Source organism: Ruegeria sp. N8, from assembly GCF_056531325.1.
In genome coordinates, this window is record NZ_JBQFLQ010000002.1 from 477,917 (window position 1) to 503,550 (window position 25,634).

General features: G+C 59.0%; 27 protein-coding genes. 11 read left to right on the forward strand and 16 right to left on the reverse strand.

Translation table 11 applies throughout. The features are described 5' to 3' along the window. Positions 1–158 precede the first annotated feature (158 nt). Positions 159–821 carry a DNA-3-methyladenine glycosylase I gene (locus ACR0C5_RS06440; protein WP_480875369.1) on the forward strand — a complete coding sequence of 221 codons (663 nt, stop codon included), beginning with the start codon at positions 159–161 and terminating at the stop codon, positions 819–821. A 41-nt stretch (positions 822–862) separates the two neighbouring features. Continuing rightward, on the forward strand, positions 863–1,549 hold the full coding sequence (locus ACR0C5_RS06445; RefSeq protein WP_480503193.1) for a hypothetical protein: 687 nt from the start codon (positions 863–865) through the stop codon (positions 1,547–1,549). Between the two features lie 2 nt (positions 1,550–1,551). On the opposite strand, the gene ACR0C5_RS06450 is transcribed toward ACR0C5_RS06445, so the two are convergent. Beyond that, positions 1,552–1,956 carry a c-type cytochrome gene (locus ACR0C5_RS06450; RefSeq protein ID WP_170769173.1) on the reverse strand — a complete coding sequence of 135 codons (405 nt, stop codon included), beginning with the start codon at positions 1,954–1,956 and terminating at the stop codon, positions 1,552–1,554. Between the two features lie 92 nt (positions 1,957–2,048). Between ACR0C5_RS06450 and ACR0C5_RS06455 the strand changes: the two genes are divergently transcribed. After that, positions 2,049–2,486: a DMT family transporter gene (locus tag ACR0C5_RS06455; RefSeq protein WP_480875372.1), complete on the forward strand. Its 438-nt coding sequence runs from the start codon at positions 2,049–2,051 to the stop codon at positions 2,484–2,486. Here the strand turns inward: ACR0C5_RS06455 and ACR0C5_RS06460 are convergent. The 3 genes from ACR0C5_RS06460 to ACR0C5_RS06470 form a co-directional block, all read right to left on the reverse strand. Continuing rightward, the gene (locus tag ACR0C5_RS06460; RefSeq protein WP_480503196.1) at positions 2,470–3,156 is read right to left on the reverse strand and encodes an ABC transporter ATP-binding protein; all 687 of its coding nucleotides are present in this window, start codon (positions 3,154–3,156) and stop codon (positions 2,470–2,472) included. The genes ACR0C5_RS06455 and ACR0C5_RS06460 overlap by 17 nt on opposite strands. Continuing rightward, positions 3,149–4,444 carry a lipoprotein-releasing ABC transporter permease subunit gene (locus ACR0C5_RS06465; RefSeq protein WP_480875376.1) on the reverse strand — a complete coding sequence of 432 codons (1,296 nt, stop codon included), beginning with the start codon at positions 4,442–4,444 and terminating at the stop codon, positions 3,149–3,151. The genes ACR0C5_RS06460 and ACR0C5_RS06465 overlap by 8 nt, the downstream gene beginning before the upstream one ends. A 65-nt stretch (positions 4,445–4,509) precedes the next feature. Next, on the reverse strand, positions 4,510–5,496 hold the full coding sequence (locus ACR0C5_RS06470; protein ID WP_480875379.1) for a DUF6492 family protein: 987 nt from the start codon (positions 5,494–5,496) through the stop codon (positions 4,510–4,512). A 324-nt stretch (positions 5,497–5,820) separates the two neighbouring features. On the opposite strand from ACR0C5_RS06470, the gene ACR0C5_RS06475 reads away from it, so the two are divergent. After that, complete coding sequence (locus ACR0C5_RS06475) at positions 5,821–6,177, forward strand: hypothetical protein (RefSeq protein WP_170769168.1); 357 nt, start codon at positions 5,821–5,823, stop codon at positions 6,175–6,177. On the opposite strand, the gene ACR0C5_RS06480 is transcribed toward ACR0C5_RS06475, so the two are convergent. Both ACR0C5_RS06480 and proS read right to left on the reverse strand, forming a co-directional pair. Further along, on the reverse strand, positions 6,174–7,064 hold the full coding sequence (locus ACR0C5_RS06480; protein WP_480875381.1) for a glycosyltransferase family 2 protein: 891 nt from the start codon (positions 7,062–7,064) through the stop codon (positions 6,174–6,176). The genes ACR0C5_RS06475 and ACR0C5_RS06480 overlap by 4 nt on opposite strands. Then, complete coding sequence (proS, locus tag ACR0C5_RS06485) at positions 7,048–8,388, reverse strand: proline--tRNA ligase (RefSeq protein ID WP_480875384.1); 1,341 nt, start codon at positions 8,386–8,388, stop codon at positions 7,048–7,050. Before proS ends, ACR0C5_RS06480 begins: the two co-directional genes overlap by 17 nt. Positions 8,389–8,555: 167 nt before the next feature. Between proS and ACR0C5_RS06490 the strand changes: the two genes are divergently transcribed. The 5 genes from ACR0C5_RS06490 to ACR0C5_RS06510 all read left to right on the forward strand — a co-directional run bounded on the left by ACR0C5_RS06490 (position 8,556) and on the right by ACR0C5_RS06510 (position 14,342). Further along, positions 8,556–9,920, forward strand: coding sequence for an FAD-dependent oxidoreductase (locus ACR0C5_RS06490; RefSeq protein ID WP_480875385.1), 1,365 nt, complete (start codon positions 8,556–8,558; stop codon positions 9,918–9,920). Then, positions 9,920–10,894, forward strand: coding sequence for an isopenicillin N synthase family dioxygenase (locus tag ACR0C5_RS06495; RefSeq protein ID WP_480875388.1), 975 nt, complete (start codon positions 9,920–9,922; stop codon positions 10,892–10,894). The genes ACR0C5_RS06490 and ACR0C5_RS06495 overlap by 1 nt, the downstream gene beginning before the upstream one ends. A 90-nt stretch (positions 10,895–10,984) precedes the next feature. Continuing rightward, positions 10,985–12,058, forward strand: coding sequence for an AI-2E family transporter (locus ACR0C5_RS06500; RefSeq protein ID WP_170788284.1), 1,074 nt, complete (start codon positions 10,985–10,987; stop codon positions 12,056–12,058). Then, entirely contained in the window at positions 12,059–12,748 is a 690-nt protein-coding gene (locus ACR0C5_RS06505) for a P-loop NTPase family protein (protein WP_170784037.1), read from the forward strand. A gap of 49 nt (positions 12,749–12,797) precedes the next feature. After that, positions 12,798–14,342, forward strand: coding sequence for a Ppx/GppA family phosphatase (locus ACR0C5_RS06510; RefSeq protein ID WP_480875392.1), 1,545 nt, complete (start codon positions 12,798–12,800; stop codon positions 14,340–14,342). A 3-nt stretch (positions 14,343–14,345) separates the two neighbouring features. Here the strand turns inward: ACR0C5_RS06510 and ACR0C5_RS06515 are convergent, their stop codons facing one another. The 6 genes from ACR0C5_RS06515 to scpA all read right to left on the reverse strand — a co-directional run bounded on the left by ACR0C5_RS06515 (position 14,346) and on the right by scpA (position 19,760). Continuing rightward, positions 14,346–14,717 carry a hypothetical protein gene (locus ACR0C5_RS06515; protein ID WP_170788281.1) on the reverse strand — a complete coding sequence of 124 codons (372 nt, stop codon included), beginning with the start codon at positions 14,715–14,717 and terminating at the stop codon, positions 14,346–14,348. 37 nt (positions 14,718–14,754) lie between these two features. Continuing rightward, a complete protein-coding gene (locus ACR0C5_RS06520; protein WP_480875397.1) occupies positions 14,755–15,744 on the reverse strand; it encodes an endonuclease/exonuclease/phosphatase family protein in 990 nt (329 codons plus the stop codon). Between the two features lie 5 nt (positions 15,745–15,749). Continuing rightward, the gene (locus tag ACR0C5_RS06525; RefSeq protein WP_170769158.1) at positions 15,750–16,430 is read right to left on the reverse strand and encodes a molecular chaperone DjiA; all 681 of its coding nucleotides are present in this window, start codon (positions 16,428–16,430) and stop codon (positions 15,750–15,752) included. Positions 16,431–16,475: 45 nt separating this feature from the next. Then, positions 16,476–16,964 carry an N-acetyltransferase family protein gene (locus ACR0C5_RS06530; protein WP_480875400.1) on the reverse strand — a complete coding sequence of 163 codons (489 nt, stop codon included), beginning with the start codon at positions 16,962–16,964 and terminating at the stop codon, positions 16,476–16,478. Beyond that, positions 16,961–17,563, reverse strand: a complete 603-nt coding sequence (locus tag ACR0C5_RS06535) for a VOC family protein (RefSeq protein WP_480875404.1) — start codon at positions 17,561–17,563, stop codon at positions 16,961–16,963. The genes ACR0C5_RS06530 and ACR0C5_RS06535 overlap by 4 nt, the downstream gene beginning before the upstream one ends. Before the next feature lie 70 nt (positions 17,564–17,633). Then, positions 17,634–19,760 carry a methylmalonyl-CoA mutase gene (gene scpA / locus ACR0C5_RS06540; RefSeq protein WP_170788276.1) on the reverse strand — a complete coding sequence of 709 codons (2,127 nt, stop codon included), beginning with the start codon at positions 19,758–19,760 and terminating at the stop codon, positions 17,634–17,636. A 168-nt stretch (positions 19,761–19,928) separates the two neighbouring features. On the opposite strand from scpA, the gene ACR0C5_RS06545 reads away from it, so the two are divergent. Then, positions 19,929–20,375, forward strand: coding sequence for a DUF4174 domain-containing protein (locus ACR0C5_RS06545; RefSeq protein ID WP_170769154.1), 447 nt, complete (start codon positions 19,929–19,931; stop codon positions 20,373–20,375). Positions 20,376–20,451: 76 nt separating this feature from the next. On the opposite strand, the gene ACR0C5_RS06550 is transcribed toward ACR0C5_RS06545, so the two are convergent. Then, the gene (locus ACR0C5_RS06550) at positions 20,452–22,497 is read right to left on the reverse strand and encodes an acetyl-CoA carboxylase biotin carboxylase subunit (RefSeq protein ID WP_480503210.1); all 2,046 of its coding nucleotides are present in this window, start codon (positions 22,495–22,497) and stop codon (positions 20,452–20,454) included. 114 nt (positions 22,498–22,611) lie between these two features. Next, on the reverse strand, positions 22,612–22,815 hold the full coding sequence (locus ACR0C5_RS06555; protein ID WP_170769152.1) for a hypothetical protein: 204 nt from the start codon (positions 22,813–22,815) through the stop codon (positions 22,612–22,614). 650 nt (positions 22,816–23,465) lie between these two features. Between ACR0C5_RS06555 and ACR0C5_RS06560 the strand changes: the two genes are divergently transcribed. Then, positions 23,466–24,623, forward strand: a complete 1,158-nt coding sequence (locus tag ACR0C5_RS06560) for a DcaP family trimeric outer membrane transporter (protein WP_170769151.1) — start codon at positions 23,466–23,468, stop codon at positions 24,621–24,623. An 89-nt stretch (positions 24,624–24,712) separates the two neighbouring features. Here the strand turns inward: ACR0C5_RS06560 and ACR0C5_RS06565 are convergent, their stop codons facing one another. After that, entirely contained in the window at positions 24,713–25,066 is a 354-nt protein-coding gene (locus ACR0C5_RS06565; RefSeq protein WP_480856961.1) for a hypothetical protein, read from the reverse strand. A 136-nt stretch (positions 25,067–25,202) separates the two neighbouring features. Next, entirely contained in the window at positions 25,203–25,562 is a 360-nt protein-coding gene (locus ACR0C5_RS06570) for a DUF6497 family protein (protein ID WP_174819314.1), read from the reverse strand. Positions 25,563–25,634: the final 72 nt, after the last annotated feature.

Sequence of the window (25,634 nt, forward strand, 5' to 3'; positions counted from 1 at the left end):
TATTGATTGATCAGTCAATCACAAACCCAATCCATACACTTTGTCGAGTATTTCTTTTGCCCAAACGCAACTTTTTTGCCTTTGCCCGTTTTCACACTGCGTTTGTGAGGGCTTGAAACCCAGCCATCAAAGCGCGACCTTTGAGTCGGAGGACCCTGATGCGCCATTTCGACGAACTCTTTCAAATCGCCGCAGACCGTCATGGCGGCGCGCACGCCCTGGGCGGAAAACTCACCAAGCCCAAGCCGTTGGAGGAACTGGAAGCGACGCCCGAAGACCGCTGGCTTGCGGTGATCACCAAGTGTATCTTTCAAGCCGGGTTTAACTGGAAAGTCATTGAAAACAAATGGGACGGGTTCGAGACCGCCTTTGACGGGTTCGACGTGGGCAGATGCGCCTTCATGGATGACGAGAAATTCGACGCCCTGCTGACCGACACCCGAATCGTCCGAAACGGCACCAAAATCGCAACCGTCCGGGACAACGCGGCGTTTCTGCTGGAACTTCGGCAGGAAGGCGGAGCCGGGCATGTGCTTGGGGGGTGGCCCTCGACGGATTATGTGGGGTTGCTTGCGATGTTGGCCAAACGGGGATCGCGGTTGGGCGGGGCCTCGGCACAATATGCGATGCGATTTGCCGGGCGGGACAGTTTCATCCTGTCGCAGGACGTCACTGCGCGCCTGATTGCCGAAGGGGTGATCGACAAATCACCCACCTCGAAGAAAGCGATGGCAGCAGTGCAAGAGGCTTTTAACACATGGATGGATCAATCAGGCCGGTCGCTGACCGAAATCAGCCGCGTATTGGCAATGAGCGTTTGAAAACAGATTACAGAGCAGAAGCTAAGGACTAAGCTGCGAACATGTTGCGCCTTATTTTGATGACGTCTGCATTATTTTTGACCTCATGCGGTCGTCCTTTGACCGATCAGGAGGTCGCATTCGCCAGCGCCATTCAGGGCGATACGCTGGATGTGGGCACAGTCCGTCTGGTCAAAGGAGCACCGGTTGCCCCGATCACCTTTTACCGCAAGGAACGTCCGCGATTGGCATGTCGCGAGCGTATCCTGCCCCCGCAGGAAGAAGGCGTGGTGACGGCAAAACCGGCCGCCGTAGCACTGTTCAACAAGGTTTATTTCACACAGGATTGGTATCTTGAGGACTACATGTCCGATTTCCCCGAAGAGATGAACCTGATCGCTGCCATGCTTCTGGCGCATGAACTGACCCATGTCTGGCAGTGGCAGAACCGCAAGACCACGGGCTACCATCCCCTGCGCGCAGCGGCGGAACATGGCGGCAACAAAGACCCCTACCTATTCGATCTGGCGACCTCGTCCGATTTCCTGTCCTACGGGTTCGAACAGCAAGGTGCCATTGTCGAGGAATATGTCTGCTGCCGCGCCTTGGACCCAACTGCGCCCCGCACCGAGCGACTGCATGAAATGCTGGGCGCGCATTTCGACCTGGCCCCTCTGCCCAGTGAACGGGCCGAGCGGGCGGTTGTCATCCCGTGGTCCGAGGCCAAAATCGAAGGAATATGCCGCTAGGCTCAGTTGCCCTGCAATGTCTCAAGATAGGCCACAAGATCCACGATCGGTTGGCTTGTCAGGATCGGCTGCCCCTGTGGCGTTTTCATCGAGGTGTCCTGCCCGTCGAAATACGGCCCATAGACCGGCATCGGGCTGCCATGGCTGACCAGCGGGTCGCGCCCGTCGATCCGTGAAACGACACGAGCGACCGGGAACGTGCCATCATCGCTGGCAAGTGTTGTCAGGTCTGCGGGTTGAATAACTAAAACTCCGGCCATCGGACCATGCCCGGTGGCATCGATCCCGTGACATGTTGCGCAATAATGCTGGTAGAGCTTTGCGCCCTCTTCGACATCCTGCGCACCGGCCTGCGACGCCATCATCCCGGCCGCAACGAAAACACCCCCAACTATCGCTCTGATCATCGCATCCTCCTGTCCCGATTGACATTTGCAGGCTTGCCCGAGGCGCGGCTTGGCGCAATGATCCAGATCAACGCAACCAAAGGATACGGGCCATGACACAATATGCAGTCATCATGTTGGCCGCCGGGGTCGGAGTGCCCATTCTAGCCGCGCTAAACGCGGCTTTGGGCAAGATGATCGGCTCACCCACCACTGCGGCGGTGGTTCTATTTGCCATCGCCTTTGCGGCCTCAGCAGCGGTCATGGTGGTTTTTCCCGGCTTTGCGGCCGTGTCCAAAATCGCCGAAGCCCCGAAACACCTGCTACTGGCCGGTGTGCTAATCGCCTTCTACGTCCTGTCGATCACCCATGTCGCCCCGCATTTTGGCGTGGGCAACGCAGTGTTCTTCGTGCTGATCGGGCAGTTGATCAGCGCCGCCGCCATTGACCATTTCGGCCTGTTCGGCGCCCAGGTCACGCCGCTGACATGGATCCGCGCAGGCGGCATCGCTGTGATGGCCGCCGGGGTGGCGATCACGCAACTGGCTTGAGAATGCCCCCATCCAACCGCAGCTTGCGATCCATCCGCGCGGCCAGATCCATATTGTGCGTGGCGATCAGGGCCGAGAGCCCCTCGTCCCGCACCAATGCCATCAGCGCATCGAACACCTGATCCGAGGTCTCGGGGTCCAGATTGCCCGTCGGTTCATCCGCCAACAATACGCGCGGCGCGTTGGCCAGCGCGCGGCAAAAGGCGACCCGCTGTTGCTCGCCGCCAGACAGGGCTGCCGGGCGGTGATCCGCGCGCGCGGCAACACCGACGCGATCCAGCAGCGCCATCGCCCTGTCCTGTGCGGCTTTCTCGGAGACACCATTGGCCAGTTGCGGCAGGGTGATGTTCTCCAGCGCTGTGAACTCGGGCAGCAGATGGTGGAACTGATAGACAAAGCCCACATCCTGCCGCCGCAGCGCGGTGCGGGTGCGGTCGCCTTTTCCTGCGATGCTCTGCCCCGCGATCTCAACGGTGCCGCTGTCGGGCGTGTCCAGCAGACCGGCAATATGCAGCAGCGTCGACTTGCCCGCCCCAGAGGGCGCCACCAGTGCCACCGCCTCGCCCGCGCGTAGGTCCAGATCGACGCCGCGCAGCACCTGCACCTCGCCCGGTGTGCCTTGCAGATAGGTTTTGGTCAGGCCGTTCAGCCGCAATGTCACATCACTCATAGCGCAGCGCCTCAACCGGGTTCAGCCGCGCCGCGCGACGGGCCGGGAAATAGGTGACAAAGAAGGACAGGCCCAGCGACAGCCCGACCGCCTTGAGCACATCGGACAGGTGCAATTCAGCAGGCAACGCATAGATGCCCCGGATCGACGGATCCCAGACCCCGCCGCCCATGACAAAATTCACAAAGCTGAAGATCGGGTCGATATAGATCGCAAACAGGCAACCCAGCACCACACCCATCGAGGTGCCGATAATGCCTGTAAATGACCCGCAAATGAAGAATACGCGCAAGACCGAGCCTTCGCTGAGGCCAATGGTGCGTAGAATGCCGATATCTCGCCCCTTGTTCTTGACCAGCATGATCAGACCCGAGACGATGTTCATCGCCGCAATCAGTACAAGGATCGACAAGATGATGAACATCACATTGTCCTCGACCTCAAGCGCGCGCAGGAACCCACCCGAGGCGTCCTGCCATGTCCAGATCTGACTGCGTTCGCCTGCTGCTTCCAGGATGGGGATCAGAATGGGTGTGAGATTTTCAGGTTCATCCACCATAACCTCGATCTCATCGGCCACACCTTCCCGGTTAAAGAAGGTCTGCGCCTGTTCGAACGGCATGTAGACACGGGTGCGGTCGATGTCATAGCGCCCGGCTGAAAACACATAAACCACCCGATAGGCGCTGACGCGGGGCGAAGTGCCAAAGGCCGTTTTTACCCCATTGGGCGAGGTCAGCTTGACTGTGTCCCCTACTGTTGCGCCGATACTGCGCGCCACGCCTGAGCCGATGGCGATGACGAATTCCTCGTTCTGGAATTCCGACAGATCCCCCACCGCCTGATCGCTTTCAGCGATGCCCGGCAAGTCCAGTAGGTCGTCCGGCTGGATGCCAAACACCTCAACCCCGCTGCTGCGCTGGTGATTGGTGATCAGCACTTGTCCCTTCACCAGAGGAGCGGCACGTTGCACGCCGGGCACCTGCCCGATCCGGTCCGCCACCTGATCGTAGTTTACGATTGTCCGGTCGATCCGTCCTTGTTCATCGAAATTGCCTGCCGAATAAACCGTCACATGCGCGTTGGCCCCCAGAATGGTGCCCACGAACTCGGCCCGAAACCCAGAACGCACCGCCAAAGTCGCAATCAGCGCGAAAACCGCCAGCGTGATCCCGATCAGCGAGATCCAGGTCATTACGCTGACGCCCCCCTCGGCGCGGCGCGCGCGTAGATATCGCCAAGCGATTTTCCATTCAAAAGGTGCAAAAGGCGGGGGTGTCTTGGCCATACCTGCTCCGGTGTTTTTGTTGGACGTGACCCTTTCGGCATTTGGCCGAATGGTCAAGCCGTGCGTTATCCCGACAGGGCGGCGGTTTGCTGCAACACGGCCTCGGCCCGGTTCCGGTCGCAAATGCCGCGCGCCTCAAGCTCGTGAAAGACACGGTCGCGCAAATTCAGGGGCAGGTTTGCAATGGCACGGTTGTGCAACCCAAGCGTCAATGTGCGCGGGTCATCCAGCAGTCCCAGCAACTGCGTCAGCACTTCGGTCGAATAGGTGGGCCAGAGCCCGATGGCTGTGGACTCGGCCTCTTCGAACCAGGGCGGGTATCCGTCGGGGGATTTCAGGCAAAACGCGTTCATCAGCATGAACTCTGACGGCCGCCTGTGCGACGCGAACAAGGCCTGAACCGAGCCGTAGCGCGCGTTGATTTCATCCAGCAGAGACAGGGCAAGTGACCGGCGCACCGGGTACGGCGTGGCAAAGGTCGTCGTCTTAGTCTTCCCAGGATCAGGCCGAGACGCATCAAGGGCATCCAGACTTTGCAGCAGCCAGTTCCGGTGAAAATCGCTTTCAATGTCTATGAACGGGATGCGCGCCGCGCCGCCGGGCGCAAAGAACTCTGCCTCATCAAACTGGCGCAGAAACAGGTTCTTGGTGTCCAGAATTACCATATTCTCGGACGCCGCGACCCGCGCCGCGCCCAGTTTCAGAACCTGTTGATTGCGGTAGCCATTGTTGCCACGCCAACCGCCCTTGCGGATCAGCGGAATGCGAAAGCGGTTCTCGATCAGCACACGATCAAGCACCGGGCGTCGCGCACAATGACCCTCCCCCAGTAGAACATCGTCTCCACTGAGGACGCGTACCTTGTCTTGCAGCGCTCCGTAGGCAGGCAGGATCGGCTCGATCTGCTGCCGCAACGTATCTTCATCAACGTCGTTCATGATCACATGGATCGACCCGATCTGCGCCGGATCAACAAACCGGGCGAAGGATCGCGCCTGAAGTTCCAGCAGAGGGAAGTCCTTGGAATATACGACCGTTGCGAAACTCAGCACCAGGTGGACCCTTTCAAGGTTTTCGCCCCTCTATCAGCAATCCCGTTTGGTTCCAACCAACCCAACGCCCGAATCAGCTCTGCCTGCTGAAGGGCTCGATCAATCAGAGCGTAAGTGGACATCCGTCAGACACACCAAGGGTTGTGACGCCGTTCACAGACATCGCGCAACTGTTTCAGCTATGTAGTCAATGCTAGGTTTGCGTGATCGACTGAACTCAAAATGCAACATATCGCGCGGAACAAAATTTCGATTTTTGATTATTTTGCGAAACTTTGTCACCCTGACTGTGGGGGAATACATTTGTAGGAGCGGGGGTCGCTCATGAGTATTCGACTAAACAAAGAAGAAGCGGGCGTCATTTCAGCCCGGCAGGCATCAACAGAACTGGATTGTGAAACGGCCGCATTGCTGAGGGCCGCGATCCGACCTTTATTTGCAAGTGCTGCAAGTTGGAACAGCCTCACCGATATTCTGAAAGACAAGGGGTATCAACTGGCCTTCCGACAGGGTCGGCTGTGTGTCACCGAGATCGCCACGGCAAAACGGATTTGCGGGCTGCGGTTTCTGGGGTTGGAGTTTCGCGATCTGGTGCAACGGATGGGACGCCCCATCGTTGTTGCCCGCGACAGTGAAACCGGAGACCTGCTAGCCGCCCGACCTTCAGTGAACGGCGCTTAGAAGCTGCGCCAGAACTGGACTGAACGCCGCGTGGTCTTCCACAGGCTGTGGCGCGCCGCCGCTTTGATACCGGCGCATGTTCCCGGTTCGATCAACCGCCCAAGGACTAGTTTCGCGGGCATGTGGCCGCGATGGTAGAACCGGCAGAAATCATCCTCAGTCAAGTCACGCGCGGCTTTACGCCCGTCGTAATACTTCATCCAGACCCGCGCATAGTCTCGGGCCGTCACGGCCGTGTCACTGCTGGCCCCACGCCCCCAAAACATCGAGATCGGCTCATCCATCCGTTCGCCCTGATACCCGGCCGTGATCATGCGCAGCATCAGGTCATAGTCGGCCGCCACGCGGAATTGCGGATCATGGCCGCCCAGCGCCGCAAACACGTCGCGCCGGATCAGGACTGAGTTATGGCAGAACGGCATCCGTTGCAGGATCGCAGTCAGTGACATGCGCTTTTCGCGGCTTTCTGTCCCATCCTCGAACCTGCGCAAGGTTGAACCATACAAAAAATCGGGTTGGCTCGCTATCAGCCGGTCGGCCACAATGTTCAGGACGTTATCCAAGGCCAGCGAGTCATCGGAGTTCAGAAACAGCAGATACTGGCCGCTCGCGGCCCCTGCCCCCTTGTTCATCGCGTCATAGAGGTTGAGGTCCGGTTCGCTGATCACGCGAGTCCGCTGCGCGTCTGCAGTGACCTCTTGCAGAAAGGCAACTGTGCCGTCGGTCGAGGCCCCGTCCTGAATGACATGTTCGGCCCGCCCACATTTCTGGCGAGCCATACAGGTGATCACTTCGCGAAAGCTATCCTGCCGCCCTTGGGACAGCAGGTTATGCGTCGCCGTGATGACCGAGATCAGCGGCGCGTCGGTGTCAGCCGATTTGCTCATAGATCTCGGCGATCTTGGTGACGGCGGCCTCGGGGCTGAGTTCCTCGCTCTCGCCCGAGCGGCGGCAGGTCAGTTCAACCACACCGTTTTTCAACCCGCGCGGGCCAACGGTGATGCGCCATGGCAGACCGATCAGGTCCATGGTGGCGAACTTGCCCCCGGCCCGTTCGTTGCGGTCATCATAGAGCGGCTCCAGCCCCAGCGCGGTCAGCGCACCGTAGAGCTTGTCACAGGCCGCATCTGCCTCTTCATCGCCCTGCTTCAGGTTCACGATGCCGCAATGGAACGGGGTTACGCCTTCGGGCCAGATAATGCCCTTATCGTCATGGCTGGCTTCTATGATGGCGCCGATCAGGCGGCTGACGCCGATGCCGTGGCTGCCCATATGCACGGGCGTCGGCTTGCCATCGGGGCCTTGGACAGTTGCGCCCATCGCCTCGGAATATTTGGTACCGAAATAGAAGATCTGCCCCACTTCGATCCCGCGCGCCACGCGGCGACGATCCTCGGGCACTTGATTGAACAGCGCCTCGTCATGAGTTTCATCGGTGCGGGCATATCTCGAAGTAAACTCCTCGAGGATCGCCTGACATTGCGCGCTGTCGTCATAGTCGATCTGACGGTCGCCGAAGCTCAGGTCGGTGACGGCGCTGTCATAGAAAACCTCGGATTCACCCGTATCGGCCAGCACAAGGAATTCATGCGTGTCATCGCCACCGATGGGGCCGGAATCGGCGCGCATCGGGATGGCTTGCAGGCCCATACGCTCATAGGTGCGCAGGTAGCTGACCAGATGGCGGTTATAAGCGTGCAACGCGTCCTCTTTGGTCAGGTCGAAATTATAGCCGTCCTTCATATAGAACTCGCGCCCCCGCATCACGCCGAAACGCGGGCGGATTTCATCGCGGAACTTCCACTGGATTTGATAGAGCGTCAGCGGCAGGTCTTTGTAGCTGTTGACGTGGCCGCGGAAGATATCGGTTACCAGTTCCTCAGCCGTGGGCGTGAACAGCATATCCCGGTCATGCCGGTCCTTCATCCGCAGCATTTCCTGACCGTAGTCATCATAGCGCCCGGATTCGCGCCACAGGTCCGCCGATTGGATGATCGGCATCTGGATCGCAATGTGGCCCGCGCGCGCCTGCTCTTCATGGATGATGTTTTCCAGCTTGCGCAGCACTTTGAAGCCCATCGGCAGCCACGAGTAAATCCCGGCGGATGCCTGTTTGATCATGCCCGCGCGCAGCATCAGCCGGTGGCTGACGATCTGGGCCTCGGACGGGTTTTCCTTGAGAACGGGCAGAAAGTAACGGCTCAGGCGCATGGGAGGACCTTCAAAGGTGAAAATTTCGCTGCAAGGTGATTATGCCAAAGCCTCGCCGGGGGCAATCACGCAATGGCGTTTTTGCGACCCCCGGCCCGTCGCATTTTTTATTGACCCGCCAGTCAGGAACCTCAAGTGTAACAGGAATGTAAAACCATGAGGCTTCGATGCAGACAATCTCGGAACCCGCCCGTCAAATTCCTGTTGTTCACCAGACAGATGTTCTGGTCGTGGGCTCTGGCCCCGCCGGGCTGGCCGCCGCTTTGGCTGCCGCCCGCGCCGGGGCCGAAGTGTCACTGGTCGATCGCTTCGGCTGTATGGGTGGCAACATCACCGCCGTGGGGGTCGAAGGGTTCGCCTGGTATCGCCATGAACAAACGGTCGAGGCAGGCGGCATCGGGATGGAGTTCGAGACCCGCGCCAAAGAGATGGGCGCGGCGGTGCCCGAAAGCCAATCGCTCAGTTATGAGTTGGACAGCGAAGGGTTCAAACTGGTGGCTGACAAGCTGGTGCAGGAGGCAGGCGTACATCCGATGCTGCATCGGCAGTTCGTGGCCCCGATCATGGAAGGCGACCGGATCACCGGCATCATCACCGAATCCAAGGCGGGTCGCGAGGCGATTCTGGCCCGCGTAGTGATCGACGCCACCGGCGACGCCGATGTCGCCCACCGCGCCGGTGCGCCCACCCACAAAACCGCGCGCGAGGATATGATGGCGGCCTCGGTCATGTTCCATCTGGCCGGTGTCGACAAGCGCGCGTTTATGGAGGGCGTCAAGGCCGATCCGCAGACCTATAAGGACTGGGGCGGTGGCGGTGAGTGGAACATCGAGACCTCGGGCAAAGAGGACGACATGTTCTCGCCCTTCGTTCACAAACCCTTCCAGCAGGCGATTGATGCAGGGATGATCCCGCCGCACCTGAACACCATCGCGGGCACTTGGGGCGCGATGCATGACACGGGTGAGCTGACCTATATGAACCTCATCCATCTGGCCGAGATTGACGGCACCGATCCCGACAGCCTGACACGGGGCGAGATCGAGGGCCGTCGTCAATCGATGCTGGCCATCGAGGCACTGCGGCGCTTCATGCCCGGGTGCGAAAACGCGCGGCTGCGGAATTTCGGCATGACCATTGGCATCCGCGACACCCGCAAGATCGACGCGATTTACAACATGACCGAGGATGACGCCCGACATCAGGGCCGGTTCGAGGATACGATCGGCATCTACCCCGAGTTCATCGACGGCTATGGCATCCTGATCCTGCCGACTACCGGGCGTTACATGCAGGTGCCCTATCGTTCGATGTTGCCCAAAGGGATCAAGGGCTTGCTGGTCGCGGGTCGTTCCCATGGCGCAGACAAGGTGGCCCATGCAGCCACGCGCAACATGGCGTGCTGTGCTGTGATGGGACAGGGCGCGGGCATCGCCGCTGCGCTATCGTTGAAAAGCAATCAGGAGGTCGACACGATGAACCTCGCCCCCGTCCACAAAGAACTCGACCGTCAGGGCGTGCGGATTCACTGATGCAGCATATCCCGACCATCGACATTTCGCCTCTGCGTGACCCTGCGCACCCGGACTATGCCCGCACCGTTCAGCAAATCATGGACGCCTGCACCGGGATCGGCTTTCTGTCGATCACCGGCACCGGCATTTCCCCCGATACGGTAGACGCCGTGCGCGCCTGCGTGCGCGATATCTTTGCGGTCGAGGAAAGCACCAAATGGGATCAGGCCATCACGCGCGAGAATTATCGTGGATACATCCCCATGGGATTCTTCACCCCCAATGACGGATCAGGCAATGCCGACAAATACGAAGGCTACAAGCTACACTATGACGTGGCCCCCGATGCACCGATCCGGCAGGACTGCGCACTTTATGGCCCTAACCTCTGGCCAAAGGGCGTGGATAGCGCGCGCGACACGATGCTGGGCTATTGGTCGAAACTGGATGCGGTGGCCGATCATCTGCTGGGCGCGCTAGAGGTCGGCCTGTCCCTGCCTGCGCGCGCTCTTCGCGATGCCTTTGTCGATCCAATGACCAACATGACTCTGCTGCATTACCCGCCGCAGGCTCCGGATGAAGGCGGCTATGGCATCCACCCGCACAAGGACACCGACGCGCTGACCATCATCGCCCCAGACCCAGTTGGAGGGCTAGAGGTTCAGAACCGCGAAGGTGGCTGGATCACGCCGGACTGCTCGCCGGGCGGGTTTGTCGTGAATATCGGTGACATGCTGGAACTATGGTCCGGTGGGCGCTTGAAATCCACGCCACATCGGGTCGTGAACCGATCTGGACAAGAACGGTACTCGTTTCCCTATTTCGCGGTGCCACGCCATAACGTTATTGTCTCGCCCTTGTTGGAGCCGCAACCCGGTTTTGACCGCCCGGCTGTTCACTGCGGTCACTGGTCGGCCGAAATATGGCGAACCAACTGGCCCGATGAAATTGCGGATGAGGCGACGCCGGAACTGGGAACGTTGCAAGACTGACAGGCTGAAAATATCCCTTGCATGAAGCACTTGCATCACCGTGCTGCATACGCCAAGAACGATGGCAAGCGCCGCAAAAAGGGGACAGCCATGGCTTTGCCGGTGAAGGATCAGCTTAGGTATTGGGGCATCGCCGCAGCCGTATTTGTGCTGATGTTATGGGCCCTTGGCGATGTCTTACTTCCATTTGTGATCGGCGGGGCCATTGCCTATTTCCTTGATCCGGTCGCCGACCGTCTTGAAAACTTTGGCCTGTCCCGGATGGCCGCCACCGGGCTTATCACCGTGGTTGGCATTTTGGGTTTTGTCCTGCTGATCCTGATGGTGGTTCCTGCGCTAGTGACGCAGCTGATTGATCTGATCGAGTTCATGCCAAGCCTCGTCAAACAGCTGCGCGGCTTTGTCGAACAAAAATTCCCTTCCCTCCTTGATACCCAATCCAGTTCGCATCAGTTCCTGGTGTCGCTGGGTGAAACGTTGCAATCCAAAACCGGGGATGTTCTTCAATCCGTCGCCGCCTCGCTCGGGTCGGCGATCAACGTCGTTGTCCTGCTGGTGATCGTGCCCGTTGTGGCCGTCTACCTTCTGCTGGACTGGGATCGCATGATCGCTCGGATCGGAGAGCTGCTGCCCCGTGACCACGCCCCGACCATCAAACGGCTGGCGGGTGAAATCGACGATGTTCTGGCCTCATTTGTGCGCGGCATGGGCACGGTCTGCCTGATATTGGGCACCTACTACGCGGTCGCGCTGATGGCTGTCGGTCTGCAGTTCGGACTAATCGTTGGGTTCATCGCTGGGCTGGTTACGTTCATCCCCTATCTGGGCGCCCTGATCGGAGGATCGCTGGCCATCGGTCTGGCGCTGTTCCAGTTCTGGGGCGATTGGGCGCATATCGCGCTTGTCGCGGGTATTTTTGCGGTCGGTCAGGTGACCGAGGGCAATTTCCTGACTCCAAAGCTGGTCGGCAGCTCGGTCGGGCTGCATCCGGTCTGGCTGTTGTTGGCCCTGTCAGTGTTTGGAGCGCTGTTTGGCTTTGTCGGAATGCTGGTGGCAGTTCCGGTCGCGGCGGCGCTGGGGGTTCTTGCACGGTTCTGCACCTCGGTCTATCTGGACAGCCGACTGTATACCGGCCTGGAAGGCTTGAACCAGAAAGACGACTGAATGGCTCGCCAACTGAACTTCGATCTTCCAGCCAAAACTGCGCTGGGGCGCGAGGATTTTTTCGTCTCGCCCGCAAACGCGCTGGCGGTCGCCATGATCTCGGCAACGTCCTGGCCGGGTAACAAGCTGGTCCTGAGCGGCCCCGCCGGTTCAGGCAAGACGCATCTGGCCCATGTTTGGGCGGCGGAAACCGGCGGGCGTATTCTGCATGCCACCGATCTGCGCCACGAAGATGTTCCCGCACTGGCCCAAACTCCGATTGCCATCGAAGATGTGCCGATGATCGCCGACGATGCCGAACGGCAAAAAACGCTGTTTCACCTGCACAACCTGACTTTGGCCGAGGGTAATGCCCTGCTTATGACCGGGCGTCTGGCGCCGAAATTCTGGGAACTGCCCCTGCCCGATCTGCAAAGCAGGATCGAAGGCGCGCATCACGTTTCGCTGGACCCGCCCGATGATGCCTTACTGGGCGCGGTACTGGCCAAACTATTCGTGGACCGGCAGTTGAACCCCGGCCCCGAGGTGATCTCGTACCTCGTCAAACATATGGACCGTCGGTTTGAAACAGCTGCCGACGTGGTCGCCCAGCTTGATATGCTGGCCCTGACCGAGAAACGCGACATTACCCGCGCGTTGGCTGTGCGGGTTCTCAATTCGGACCCCGCTGAAGTCGCATCCGGCGATTGACCCGCAACGAACGATTTCGCATTCTGCGCACGGAATATCTGGAAGAGACATGGATCAGACCGTCGAAACCGACATCCCCGACTGGGGACCTTTCGGAAAGCCGCTATTCGACAACCCCGAGGCCCGCGCTCTGTCGCGCGTCGGCGTTGTCGATGTCGGGTCAAACTCGGTCCGGATGGTGATCTTTGACGGCGCGGCGCGCTCGCCCGCCTATTTCTACAACGAAAAAGTCATGTGTGAGCTGGGCGCAGGTCTGTCCGAGACCGGGCGGCTCAATCCGCGCGGACGAGAGCGCGCCCTGGCTGCCCTGCGCCGCTTTGCCCAACTGGCAGATGATCTGGGTCTGCCCGGCCTGCACGTAGTCGCCACCGCCGCCGTGCGCGAGGCCGAAGATGGCCCGGCCTTCTGCAAGGACGTCCATGCCGAGACCGGCCTGACCGTCTCGGTCATCGATGGCGGGGAAGAGGCGCGCCTGTCTGCCCAAGGCGTCCTGCTAGGCTGGCCCGGTGCCTATGGGTTGATCTGCGACATCGGCGGGTCCTCGATGGAACTGGCCGAAATCGGGGAGGGAGACGTAGGCCGCCGCCTGACATCAGCCCTTGGTCCGCTGAAACTGCGCGATATCAAAGGTGGTCGCCGGGCACGCAAGGCGCATATCAAGGAAACGATGGAGGACCTGCGCGACCGGCTTGGTCCGCAGCGGGATCGTTTGTTTCTGGTCGGCGGCAGTTGGCGGGCCTTTGCACGTCTGGACATGTTGCGTCGGGGCTATCCCCTGAACGTTTTGCATGAATACCGCATGACCACCAAGCAGGTACATGAAACGATCAAGTTCATCGAAAAAAGCGACCCCGAAAAACTGCGCAACCGCGCCGGCGTCTCAAGCTCGCGCATGGCGCTGATCCCTTACGCGATGGACGTGCTCGCGCGGTTGCTGCGCACCTTCAAGCCAAAGGATATTGCGATCTCAAGCTACGGTATCCGCGAGGGACTACTGTACGAACAGATGCCTCAAATTCTGCGGGACCGTGATCCGCTGATCGAAGCCAGCCGGTTTTCCGAGGCCAAGGATGCGCGCCTGCCCGGTTTCGGCAAGCACCTGTTCGACTTCGTGATGCCCCTGTTCAAATCTGCCCCGCCAGCGCGGGTGCGGCTAATCAAGGCGGCCTGTCTGCTGCATGACGTAAGCTGGCGCGCCCATCCCGACTACCGGGCAGAGACCTGCTTTGACTATGTCACCCGCGCCAATCTGGGCGGGCTGAAACACTCGGAACGGGTGTTTATCGGGCTGGCTTTACAGCACCGCTATCGCAACAAGCGCGAGGACACACGCTTTGCGCCGCTATACGAGTTGCTGGACGAAAACGACCAGAAACAGGCCGAGATTCTGGGCAAGGCCATGCGCTTTGGCGCAATGTTGTGGATGCAGAACGACGCTACCATGGGCAAGCTGCGCTTTTACCCCAAGAAACGCCAGCTTGAGTTGTTCTTGCCCGAAACCGCTGCCGCCTTGTTCAGCGAAGTGGCCGAGGCGCGGCTGAATTCTCTGGCAACTGCGTTGAAGTCCGAAACCCGGATCGTGCTGAAACGCTGAACCTTAGATATCAATCTCACCTTCGGGTGCCTCGGGTGGCGTCTGCGGAGCAACTTCCGGGGGTTCCGGTTTTTTGCGGATTATGATGTCCCCGTTGGGCAGGATTTCAGGCACCTCATAGGCGCTCCAATCCTCAATCTCGGCAGCCAGATCGGCCAAAGCCGGACCCATTTCGGCCATAAAGGACTGCATTGCCGGCCCAAACTGGTCGGCCAGCCCTAGCAATTCATCCAACGCCGGTTCCATTTCCTTCCGCAATCCTTCAAAGAACAATTCAGCGCCCTGCTCCATCAGTGATGGGCCGGGCTCGTCCTCGGCAAGAACAGGCGTGCTGAGCGCCGTGGAAATTGCGCAGATCGTGATGAAATGTCTCATAGTGAGAATATAAGGCGAAAACGCCGCGCATGTAAGGTCACAGGTCGATATCCAACGTGACCGGAAAGTGGTCAGAGGCCGTAAGAAGCGCGTCGTGTAACTCCTTTGCGGCCAAACACGCCGGGTCATGGAACGGATGCCAAATCCGCCAGCGCGGGTTCAGCGCCCGTAGACCATCGCAGATCATGATGTAGTCCAGCAGGGCTTCAAGATAGCCGCCATCGGCCGGACGCGCGAAACGGGCCGTTGACGGTGGCGTGTCTGTGTGGGTCGAAACCGCATGGGGATCGAACAATCCCGTTTGCACCAGAATCTCGACCGAGGATCGCCCGAACAGGTTTTCGAATTCGTCCAGTCCCGGCCCGTCGTTGAGATCGCCCAACAGAATGACCGGCTCATTCGCCTCAAGATGCGCCCGAACGCGCCGCGACAGCCACACTGCCTGCGCCAGCTGTTTGCGCCGGTTGGCAATCGAGATTCGGATCGCTTCGTCCCGGCTACTGGCTCCGTGGGGGGCTTTGGACTTGAGATGCGCGCCAATAAGGCGAAAGCTGGCTCCATCGGACGTCGTCACCGCAAGCTCCATCGGCGGTTTTGAGAACTCGACAAGGTCTTCGGTGGCGTCAATGTCGAGATCAATTCGGAACGCCCCATCAAAACGAGGAGCATCATTTGATCCGGTCCCTTTTGGGTCATGACGAACCGTCAGCACCGCAGGATCATAGAGCAGCGCCAGTTCCTGATGCGTATCGTTGGCAAATCCCATCACCGCATGGCTGGTGCGTAGGTTAAACGCCTCTGCAAACCCTTGCAGGGCGCGCACGCTGTTCTGAGTTTTGCCGGTATTTGGCGCCTCGACAATCAACATCGCATCCGCGTCGACCGCAGTCAGGACCTTAGCGATGGCTTCGACCTGTTGAGCTTTGGTAATATTTTGCCTGCCAGACCAACTGTCATCAACAATCAGCCTGTCCTTGCGGTCAAACAGATTGGCGAACCATTCGATATTGTAGGTCGCCAGCCGCATCGCGGTCAGGCTCGCGCGCCGTTGATCTCATCCCAGGCGCGGTTGATGTCGATCATCTTTTTCTCCGCCAACCGGATCGCCTCTTCCGGGACACCACGCGCCATCATCGCATCGGGATGGGTTTCGCGTACCAATTGACGCCAAATCTTGCGGATATCTGGCAAAGGCATATCCCGAGGTACCCCCAGCACCGTGTAAGGGTCATTCGGCGCATCCGGTACAAACCGCGCGCGCAGGGCCAGAAACTGAGCTTCGGTCTGGCCGAAAATCCGGCTGACCTCCTCTAGGAACTCGTTTTCGTTGGGGTGATAGAACCCGTCGGCCATGGCGATGTGAAACAGCCCCTCCATCAGGTCGCAGAAGGTGGTGCTGTCATCGGCGAACATCCCGGCGATCTTGCGGGCGTATTCCTGATAGCCGGCAACATCGGTCCGGGCCATGTCGAAAACGCGGGCCGCGTCGGCTTCGTCCTCGCGTGCGATTTGAAAGACGTCGCGAAAGGCCGTGACCTCATCCCGCGTTACCTGACCATCGGCCTTGGCCATCTTGGCCCCGAGCGCGATAACAGCGATCGTAAACGCGACCGAACGCTCTGGCGGCGTGCGCAGCTTTTCGAAAACAGCCGTAAGGCTTTCGCCTTGGGCAAGCGCGCTGAGCGCGTCGGATATGCGGGTCCAGATCGACATGAGGGCACCCTACCCTCTGAATTCGCCCGTGTCAGGTGCGACCAATCACTGCGGTGTCAGAATTTTCTGCATCAGCACAAGATCCAGCCGTTTTCCCCATTTAAAGCCCACCTCGGGCATCCGACCGGTCTCGGCGAACCCCATCGCCGTATGGAATGCAATCGCATCAGGATTGGCCGACGAAATCCCCGCGACCAGAACATGCACCTGTTGGGTTCTTGCTACCTTTTCCAAGTCATTCATCAGCGCGCGCCCGACACCCTGCCCGCGTGCTGCGGAGGTCAGTTGGATGGAATGCTCGCGGCATTGCGCGTATCCGGGACCAGACCGAAACGGAGCGTAAGTGGCAAAACCCAGCACCTTGTCGTGTTGCTCGGCCACCAAGAAAGCGGGGCCACGCCCGGAGATATCTTCTGTGATGCTCTCGACGTTCCTTTGATCCGTTGTGAAGGTGATCAAAGTGTCTCGGATGATCGCATTGGTGATGTCAGCTATGGCCGGGGCGTCCAAAACCTGTGCAGGGCGAATGATCATTCCAGCACGCGTAGGCCATGCGGCGTCTCAAACTCGGCCTTCAGCGCGGCGGGGCCGGTATCAAACACCACGCGATCCATTTGGCCCACCAGTTTTGCCAGTTCCAACCCTTCGGGATGCATGACCACCAACCGCCTCAGCTGACAACCACTATGTTGCAACATCCGGGCTGGGTGCAAGTCCCCTTGCCACTGGATGAGCGCAGGAAACAGGTTGTCGAACGGCAAACGCCCGCTGGGCGGAACTGCCATCTGCCACCGCAGGGCGCCTCGTGCCAGATCAATTGGTTGTCCGACACCGTCGGGGAACATATCCAGCGCTGCTGCGATACTGGGGACGCGGCAAATCCAGTTAGACAGGCGCGGAGTTCCCTGAAACCGGTCCAGATCGAACCAGCGTGTGCGTTCAAGGTCGGGGGCATCGGGATCGACAGCGATTGCTTCTAGATACAGCCCGTCGGCCAAGCCTAGTAGCCGGTTATGCGTTCCAAACGCCTCGTGTTTGCCACCTTCCTGCAAGGCGACGCCAAGCGCCTGTTCAATATGGGCTGTGGCCTCTTCCAAATTCTCGCCCGCCACGGCCAGATGATCCAGTTGCATTGGTGCCCCCTGCTAGAAAGTCTTCGTCGAAGACTTTCTAGCATAAGATTTTTCGTCGAAAAATCTCAGTCTATGCACGGGTATCGCCGATCAGACTCAAGATGTCTTGCGCCGCCTCGGGGATATTCGTGCCCGGACCAAAGATCGCCTTAACACCGTTGTCATAGAGGAATTGATAGTCCTGCTGCGGAATCACGCCGCCACAAATAACGATGATGTCCTCAGCCCCGGCTTTCTTCAGTTCCTCGACCAGTTGCGGTGCAAGCGTCTTATGCCCTGCCGCCTGCGACGAGATACCGACCACATGCACGTCATTGTCCACCGCGTCCTGAGCGGCCTCAGCCGGCGTCTGGAACAGAGGGCCCACGTCCACGTCAAACCCGATGTCGGCAAAAGCGGTTGCGATCACTTTGGCTCCCCGGTCGTGCCCGTCCTGCCCCATCTTGACCACCAGCAAACGCGGACGGCGGCCTTCGGCCTCGGCAAAATCTTCGATGGATTTTTGAATGGCGGCGAAGCCTTCATCACCTTCATAGGCCGCGCCATAGACACCGGCCAGCGTTTTCACCTCGGCGCGGTGGCGACCGAATTCTTTCTCCATAGCCATACTGATCTCTCCTACGGATGCACGGGCGCGGGCGGCCTCAACGGCGGCGGCCAGCAGGTTTCCGCCCTCTTGGGCAGCTTTGGTCAGGGCGTCCAGCGCCTGTTGGCACGCGGCCTCATCGCGCGTGGCGCGGATATTTTCCAAACGCGCCACCTGCGCTTCGCGCACAGCGACGTTGTCAACGTCCAGAATGTCGATCGGGTCTTCCTGCTCCTTGCGGTACTTGTTGACGCCGACGATGACCTCTTCGCCCCGGTCGATCATCGCCTGACGGCGCGCGGCGCTTTCCTCGATCCGCAGCTTGGGCATGCCCGAGGCAACAGCCTTGGTCATGCCGCCCATCTCTTCGACCTCTTCCATCAGGGCCCAGGCTTTTTCGACCAGCTCATTGGTCAGGCTTTCTATGTAATATGAGCCCGCCAGAGGATCGACCACATCGGTTACACCGGTCTCTTCCTGCAGCACCAACTGTGTGTTGCGCGCGATGCGGGCTGAGAAATCAGTGGGCAACGCGATTGCCTCGTCCAGCGCGTTGGTGTGCAAGCTTTGCGTTCCACCCAGAACCGCGCTCATCGCCTCATAGGCTGTGCGGATCACGTTGTTGTATGGGTCTTGTTCCTGCAGCGAAACGCCAGAGGTCTGACAGTGAGTGCGCAACATCTTGGACCGCTCTGATTTCGCCCCGAAATCGGTCATCACGCGGTGCCACAGGGTGCGGGCAGCGCGCAGTTTTGCGATCTCCATGAAGAAGTTCATACCAATCGCAAAGAAGAACGACAAACGGCCTGCGAACTTGTCGACATCCATCCCGGCTTGCGTCGCCGCACGCACATACTCGCGCCCATCGGCCAGCGTATAGGCCAGCTCTTGCACCAAGTTCGCGCCGGCCTCCTGCATGTGGTAGCCAGAGATCGAAATCGAGTTGAACTTGGGCATCTCGTTCGAGGTGTAGTCGATGATATCCGAGATGATCTTCATCGACGGCTCAGGCGGGTAGATATAGGTGTTGCGCACCATGAACTCTTTCAGAATGTCATTCTGAATGGTGCCGGACAGGACGGATTTGTCATGCCCCTGCTCTTCGCCTGCCACGATGAAACTGGCCAGAATCGGAACCACAGCGCCGTTCATGGTCATCGAGACCGAGACCTTGTCCAACGGGATGCCATCGAACAGGATTTTCATGTCCTCGACAGAATCGATTGCTACACCGGCCTTACCCACATCGCCGACAACACGCGGGTGGTCGCTGTCATAGCCGCGGTGCGTGGCCAGATCGAAGGCCACAGACACGCCCTGCTGCCCGGCGGCCAGATTGCGGCGGTAAAAGGCGTTCGATTCCTCAGCCGTCGAAAACCCGGCATATTGGCGGATCGTCCAGGGGCGCCCCGCATACATCGTGGCCTTCACCCCGCGCGTGAACGGGCCGAACCCCGGCAAATTGCCCATATGCGGCAGATCTGCGGTATCTTCAGCCGTGTAAAGCGGTTTGACGTCGATGCCTTCCAGCGTCTCTTTGGTCAGATCATCCAACGGCCGTCCGCGCAGCTCTTTTTCCGCCAGCGCCTGCCAGTCCTTGGTGTTGGTCATGTCGATTTCCTCTCGTCAATTCGGATCACGGCGGGCTGAGGCCACCGCGGTGTTGTGCTGCACCCTGCCCCGCCAACCCGGTCAAAGCGCGAAATTTTGAGCGATCCGGGCAAATCGCCGGTCGCATTCGTCAAAGCAGCAGCTATATTCAATGGAACAGGAGGCCCCATGACACGCACGCTTGCCCTTGTTTTCTCGGCACTAATCCCGCTGGCTGCGATGGCGGCCGATGGGTCCGCACCTGCGGAAGATGAGTTTGTTCGACCCGCAGGCGACAGCGAACTGTCCGAGTTTCTGTGGGTCAACCGGCCCATCATCGTCTTTGCCGATACCCCCGCCGATCCGCGATTCCAGCAACAGATCGACATGCTGGTCGAAGGCGAAGCCGCGATGCGTGATCGCGATGTGATTGTCATCACCGACACGGACCCGTCTGACCGCTCCCCGATCCGCTCGCAATTGCGCCCGCGCGGATTCCAGATGGTGTTTGTCGACAAGGACGGCGTGGTAAAACTGCGCAAACCGTCCCCTTGGAGCGTGCGTGAGATTGGCCGATCCATCGACAAAACCCCCCTGCGCGAACGCGAGATTCGCGAACGGCGCGAGGGCGGTTGAGCGCCTTCGCCACGCCCCAAGTTCCCGGCGCAGAACGCCGGGACGTCATAGGGATATGACAATAGCACGCTCATGATCATTCGAACTCGATGATCACATCGTCCACGGCAAGGCTGTCACCAGGGCCCGCGTTGATCTTGGCGACCACGCCTTTTTTCTCGGCGCGCAGAATGTTTTCCATCTTCATCGCCTCGACGGTGCACAGCGCCTGACCTTCCTGTACTTCTTGCCCCACTTCGACGTCGATCTTCACGATCAGGCCGGGCATCGGGCAGAGCAGCATTTTCGAAGTATCTGGCGGCAGTTTCTCGGGCATCAACTTGGCCAGTTCCGCCTGACGCGGACGGCGGATATGCACCTTCAGGTCTGCACCCCGGTTGCGGATACGGAACCCACCCGAAATTTTGCCGACCTTCATGACCAGCGACTCTCCGTCGACATCCAAAACAGCCAGTTGGTCGCCCGGTGTCCAATCCGAGGCAATCCGCAGGCTCGTGCCGTCCGAGAAGGCAACCGTCGCGCCCTCTTTATCCGCTTCGATCCTGACGTCGAACTCCTGACCCTGCAGCGCAACATTCCAATGCGCGCCGACCTTGCGCTCGTGGTTGTCCATACGGCCCGAGACGCGGGTGCGACGAATTTCAGCGACACGGTACATGGCCGCGCAAGACGCTGCGATACGGCGCAGGTCTTTTTCTGGCAGGGTGACGCCTTCAAAACCGTCGGGATATTCTTCGGCGATGAAAGCGGTGGTCATGTCGCCACTGATGAATTTGGGATGATCCATCACCGCTGACAGGAATGGCAGGTTGTGACCAATGCCCTCGACCTCGAAACTGTCGAGCGCCACACGCATCGCCTCGATCGCTTGATCACGAGTCGGGGCCCAGGTGCACAGTTTGGCGATCATCGGGTCGTAATACATGCTGATCTCGCCACCTTCATAGACGCCGGTATCGTTGCGGACAGCGGCGGGTCCTTCAGGCGCGTCGCCTTGCCACTTACCATTCACCAACATCGGACCAGCCGCAGTTTCCTGTGGTGGGCGATAGCGGGTCAGACGGCCAATCGACGGCAGGAACCCACGATATGGGTCCTCGGCATAAAGGCGGTTTTCAATCGCCCAGCCGGTCAGGGTCACGTCATCTTGGGTAATCGACAGCTTTTCACCTGCGGCCACGCGGATCATCTGTTCGACCAGATCGACGCCGGTGATCAACTCGGTCACAGGGTGTTCCACCTGAAGGCGGGTGTTCATCTCCAAGAAGTAGAAGTTCTTTTCCCCATCCACGATGAACTCGACGGTTCCGGCGCTGGCATAGTTCACGGCCTTGGCCAGCGCGACAGCTTGTTCACCCATCGCCTTACGCGTTTCCGGGTCAAGGAACGGCGACGGAGCTTCTTCCACAACCTTCTGGTTCCGGCGTTGGATCGAGCATTCACGTTCGCCCAAGTAGATACCGTTGCCGTGGCTGTCGCACAGAACCTGAATCTCGATATGCCGCGGCTGGGTCACGAATTTTTCAATGAAAATCCGGTCATCGCCAAAGGAATTCGCGGCCTCGTTCTTGGACGATTGAAAACCCTCACGCGCTTCTTCATCATTCCACGCGATGCGCATGCCTTTGCCGCCGCCCCCAGCGCTGGCCTTGATCATTACTGGATAACCTATGTCGTTGGAAATCTTCACGGCCTCATCGGCGTCCTCGATCAGGCCCATATAACCCGGCACCGTCGACACGCCTGCGTCCTGCGCAATCTTCTTCGAGGTGATCTTGTCGCCCATGCTTTCGATCGCACCCACCGGAGGGCCGACAAAGGCTACGCCCTCGGCCTCAAGCGCCTCGGCGAACTTGGCGTTTTCAGACAGGAAGCCGTAACCGGGGTGCACCGCCTGAGCACCGCTTTGACGGATCGCGTCCATCACCTTGTCAATCACGATATAGGACTGGTTCGCGGGGGGCGGGCCGATATGTACGGCCTCATCCGCCATCGACACATGAAGCGCGTTGCGGTCCGCGTCCGAGTAGATGGCGACGGTGCCAATTCCCATTTTGCGCGCGGTCTTGATGACCCGACATGCGATCTCGCCCCGGTTGGCGATCAGGATCTTGTTGAACATGGAACGTCCTTTGTCTTGATGTTTGAGAAACGCAAAACGCCGCCGCGGGGCATAGACCCCACGACGGCGTTTCGCGCGATGACGGTCGAGGCGACACGCGCCCCGTTGATTTTTTTACCTACAGTTGTTTTGCGTTTTGCAATACAATACGTTGCCAGCGGCCCCGACGGCTGCGCCCACGATGGGGTCCGCGTTGAGAACGGCGGCACCCAGCGCCCCCGCGCCGCCGCCGAACAGCGCCTGTTCGCCAAAGTTGTCGCCGCAGGCCGACAGGCCCCCGCAGACGGCCAGCGCCAGTGCCAGTTTCGAGAATTGCATGATGTCTGCCCCTTCAGAATTTTTACTGCATTCGAACGCTGATGTCGGATTTGCGGAGTGATATTCAATAACACCAGGGGAAATTGCAGAATATGCGCAGGTTTTTGCCGTCCTGGAACCGATTCATGGACAAAGAAAAACGCGGGCAGGGTTTTGTGTAACTCACAAGCCTGCCCGCGGTAGGAAGGGGTACGGAATAGTAGGTGCATGTGCGACGCAGGCAAAGTAGAGCCGCACGGCCCGCTCAACATGCACGGTGAAGTTGCACGTGAAAACTGCGATCCACGAGGCACACGGTTTCCGGCTGGAATCTGCCCATTCCCGAAAACGCCGCGCAAATAAGCGCCTATACCGATTCTCACGCCTTCACGAGGAACTGGGCTCAAAAGCGTCACAAATTCGTTACGATTTACTATCGAAATGAGACACTTTGCAAGTGCAGCATCACTTTTCGCCACCGCAATGTGAACGTCAAAATCCCTTGTATTCCACGTTTTAAATACAGGCTTCACACGCGTGTGAAATCGAGCGTTTTTCGGAGCACTTTTTCTTGAGAAATTTACGCTCTGCAGTCCCGATCTCGTGATTTCCAAGAATTTCGCTGCCGTGGAAGGTTGCGCGTGCACACTCGCACACAAGGAAACATCCAAATGATTACAAAGAGAAAAACGGCATCTCTGCTCGCTGCCACTGCGCTCAGTGTGACCGGCACGCTTGCTTATGCCCAGGATGCGAATACGCAGGCCGAACTGGAGGAACTGCGCCTTCGGATCGAAGCCTTGGAATCTCAGGGACCGAACGCGACCCCCGGTGAATTCAGGATCGGGAATACGACGCTGGACGTCTACGGCTATGTCAAAGCCGACTTCTTTTATGACTTCGACTTTGATCAAGGCGACACCGCTTTCGTGAACGTCATCGGTGAACCTTCGACGGCAACCAGCGGCACTTTTGGTGCGACCGTTCGTCAGTCGCGCATTGGCCTGCTGACCAGCACACCCAGCGCCATTGGAGACATTGGCGGGCAGTTGGAACTTGACCTGTTTGCAGGCGGTGGAGCTGCTGAACTGCGCCTGCGTCACGCCAACATCCGCATTGGTGACGCATGGTTGATTGGTCAGTTCTGGACCAACTTCCAGCCGCTGGACACCTATCCGACCTCGGTCGAATTTAACGGTCCCGTCGGTATCGCCTTTGCCCGTGTTCCGCAGATCCGTTATACTGTCACCTCGGTCGAAAACACCGATATCGCTTTCGCAATCGAAGAAAACGTCGGCGGATCGAACTCTGATGATCCGGTCTTCACCGCGTCGGCTGAATACAATGACGGCAAATACATCGGACGCATTGCCGGCCTTTACGGTCGCGCGCAAGACGGCGGCGGCCTCAACGAAGTCGACCAGTGGGGCGTGACCCTGTCTGGTTCTGCTCGTTTGTGGGAAGGCGGTCTGTTCCAGGTCAACTACGTGACTGGTCAGGCGCTGGGTCCGTGGCTGATCGGCTTGGGTGATCCGGTCGTTGGCGGTGAAGCCAACGATGTCGACGGTTTCACCGTTGAACTGCGTCAGCAAGTCAACGACAAGTGGAATGTTGGTATCGCCTACGGTTACGAAGACTATGACCTTGCCACCTCGACTGGCGATCTGGCCTTCACCGAACTGGAGACGATCCACGTCAATGCTTTCTATCAGGCAACCGAGACTCTGACTCTGAGCGCTGAATACATCTACGGCGAGCGGAACGACGTAATCTCGGGTGAGGACTTTGACGGTAGCCGCGTTCAGGTTGCGGCGCAGTTGAACTTCTGATCGCATATCACGACCCTGCCCCCCACTGCGGGGCAGGGTTTTCCCATTGGGAAACACCCGTGAAGGATATGCGACCTCAGCAAGCACGCTTAGCGCAGTCCGTCAAAGATGTCGGGAAAGGACATCTTGGCCACATCCAGATCAATCACCAAAAGCGCATCATAGCTGGTAGGATCAAACGGATCCTCGGCTGGAACGACTTCGCGTTCGAACAACCAGCTCAGGCGGCCGGCATCCAGATTGCCACGCTCAAATGGTTGATCCCCGAAGTGCTGCCATAGCGCCTCCATAAAACCCGCATCGGCGCGCCGGTCGGCTGGTTTACGATCCCGAAAGCGCTCGCGCCGGGTCAGGGGCGTTACCCCCTTGGGGTTGGCGCGGCGAATGGTGAATTGAAAATCTGTTCCGGCAAGGCGCCCCGGAAATCCGCGATGCTTCAGCATATCGCCACCCCGCTGGCATTAGTGCCTTCCGGGAAAAGAAAATCACATCCGTTGATGGACGAGGTCATATCGCACGCCTCCAAAGCTGCATGGCTGGTCAGAAACGCTCTGTCCGTCTGAAAATCAGCATTCATGGTCAGAGCCCCTCCCAGATACACTGCGATTGCTCCAACCGGTAGGCTTCGAAAAACTGCGTGGCATCGGGCTCGGTCTGCCCAAACTCGGTCGGCCGGTCCGACAGCGAAATCACCACACGCGCAGGATTCAAATCGTATTCGGCGACATAGGCGACAGCCAGCGTTTGGCACAGATGTTGCATGTCCACCGAGGCGACGTCATACCCAATACGACCAACATCTGATCCGATCTTGGGCGCCACAAAGCGAAAGCGCAGCCACAGTTCGCCCGGATTTTCATCCAACAGAACTTGAGTCAGATGAACGGGTTGACCGGACGGCACGGGCAGCTGAGGGGGCGTTTCAGCAACCGCAGGCAAAGTAATATTCAGGAAAAACAGAGTTAAGGCGCAATCCCGGACCCACCAAAGGTGAGCTCCTCTCTCCGGGAT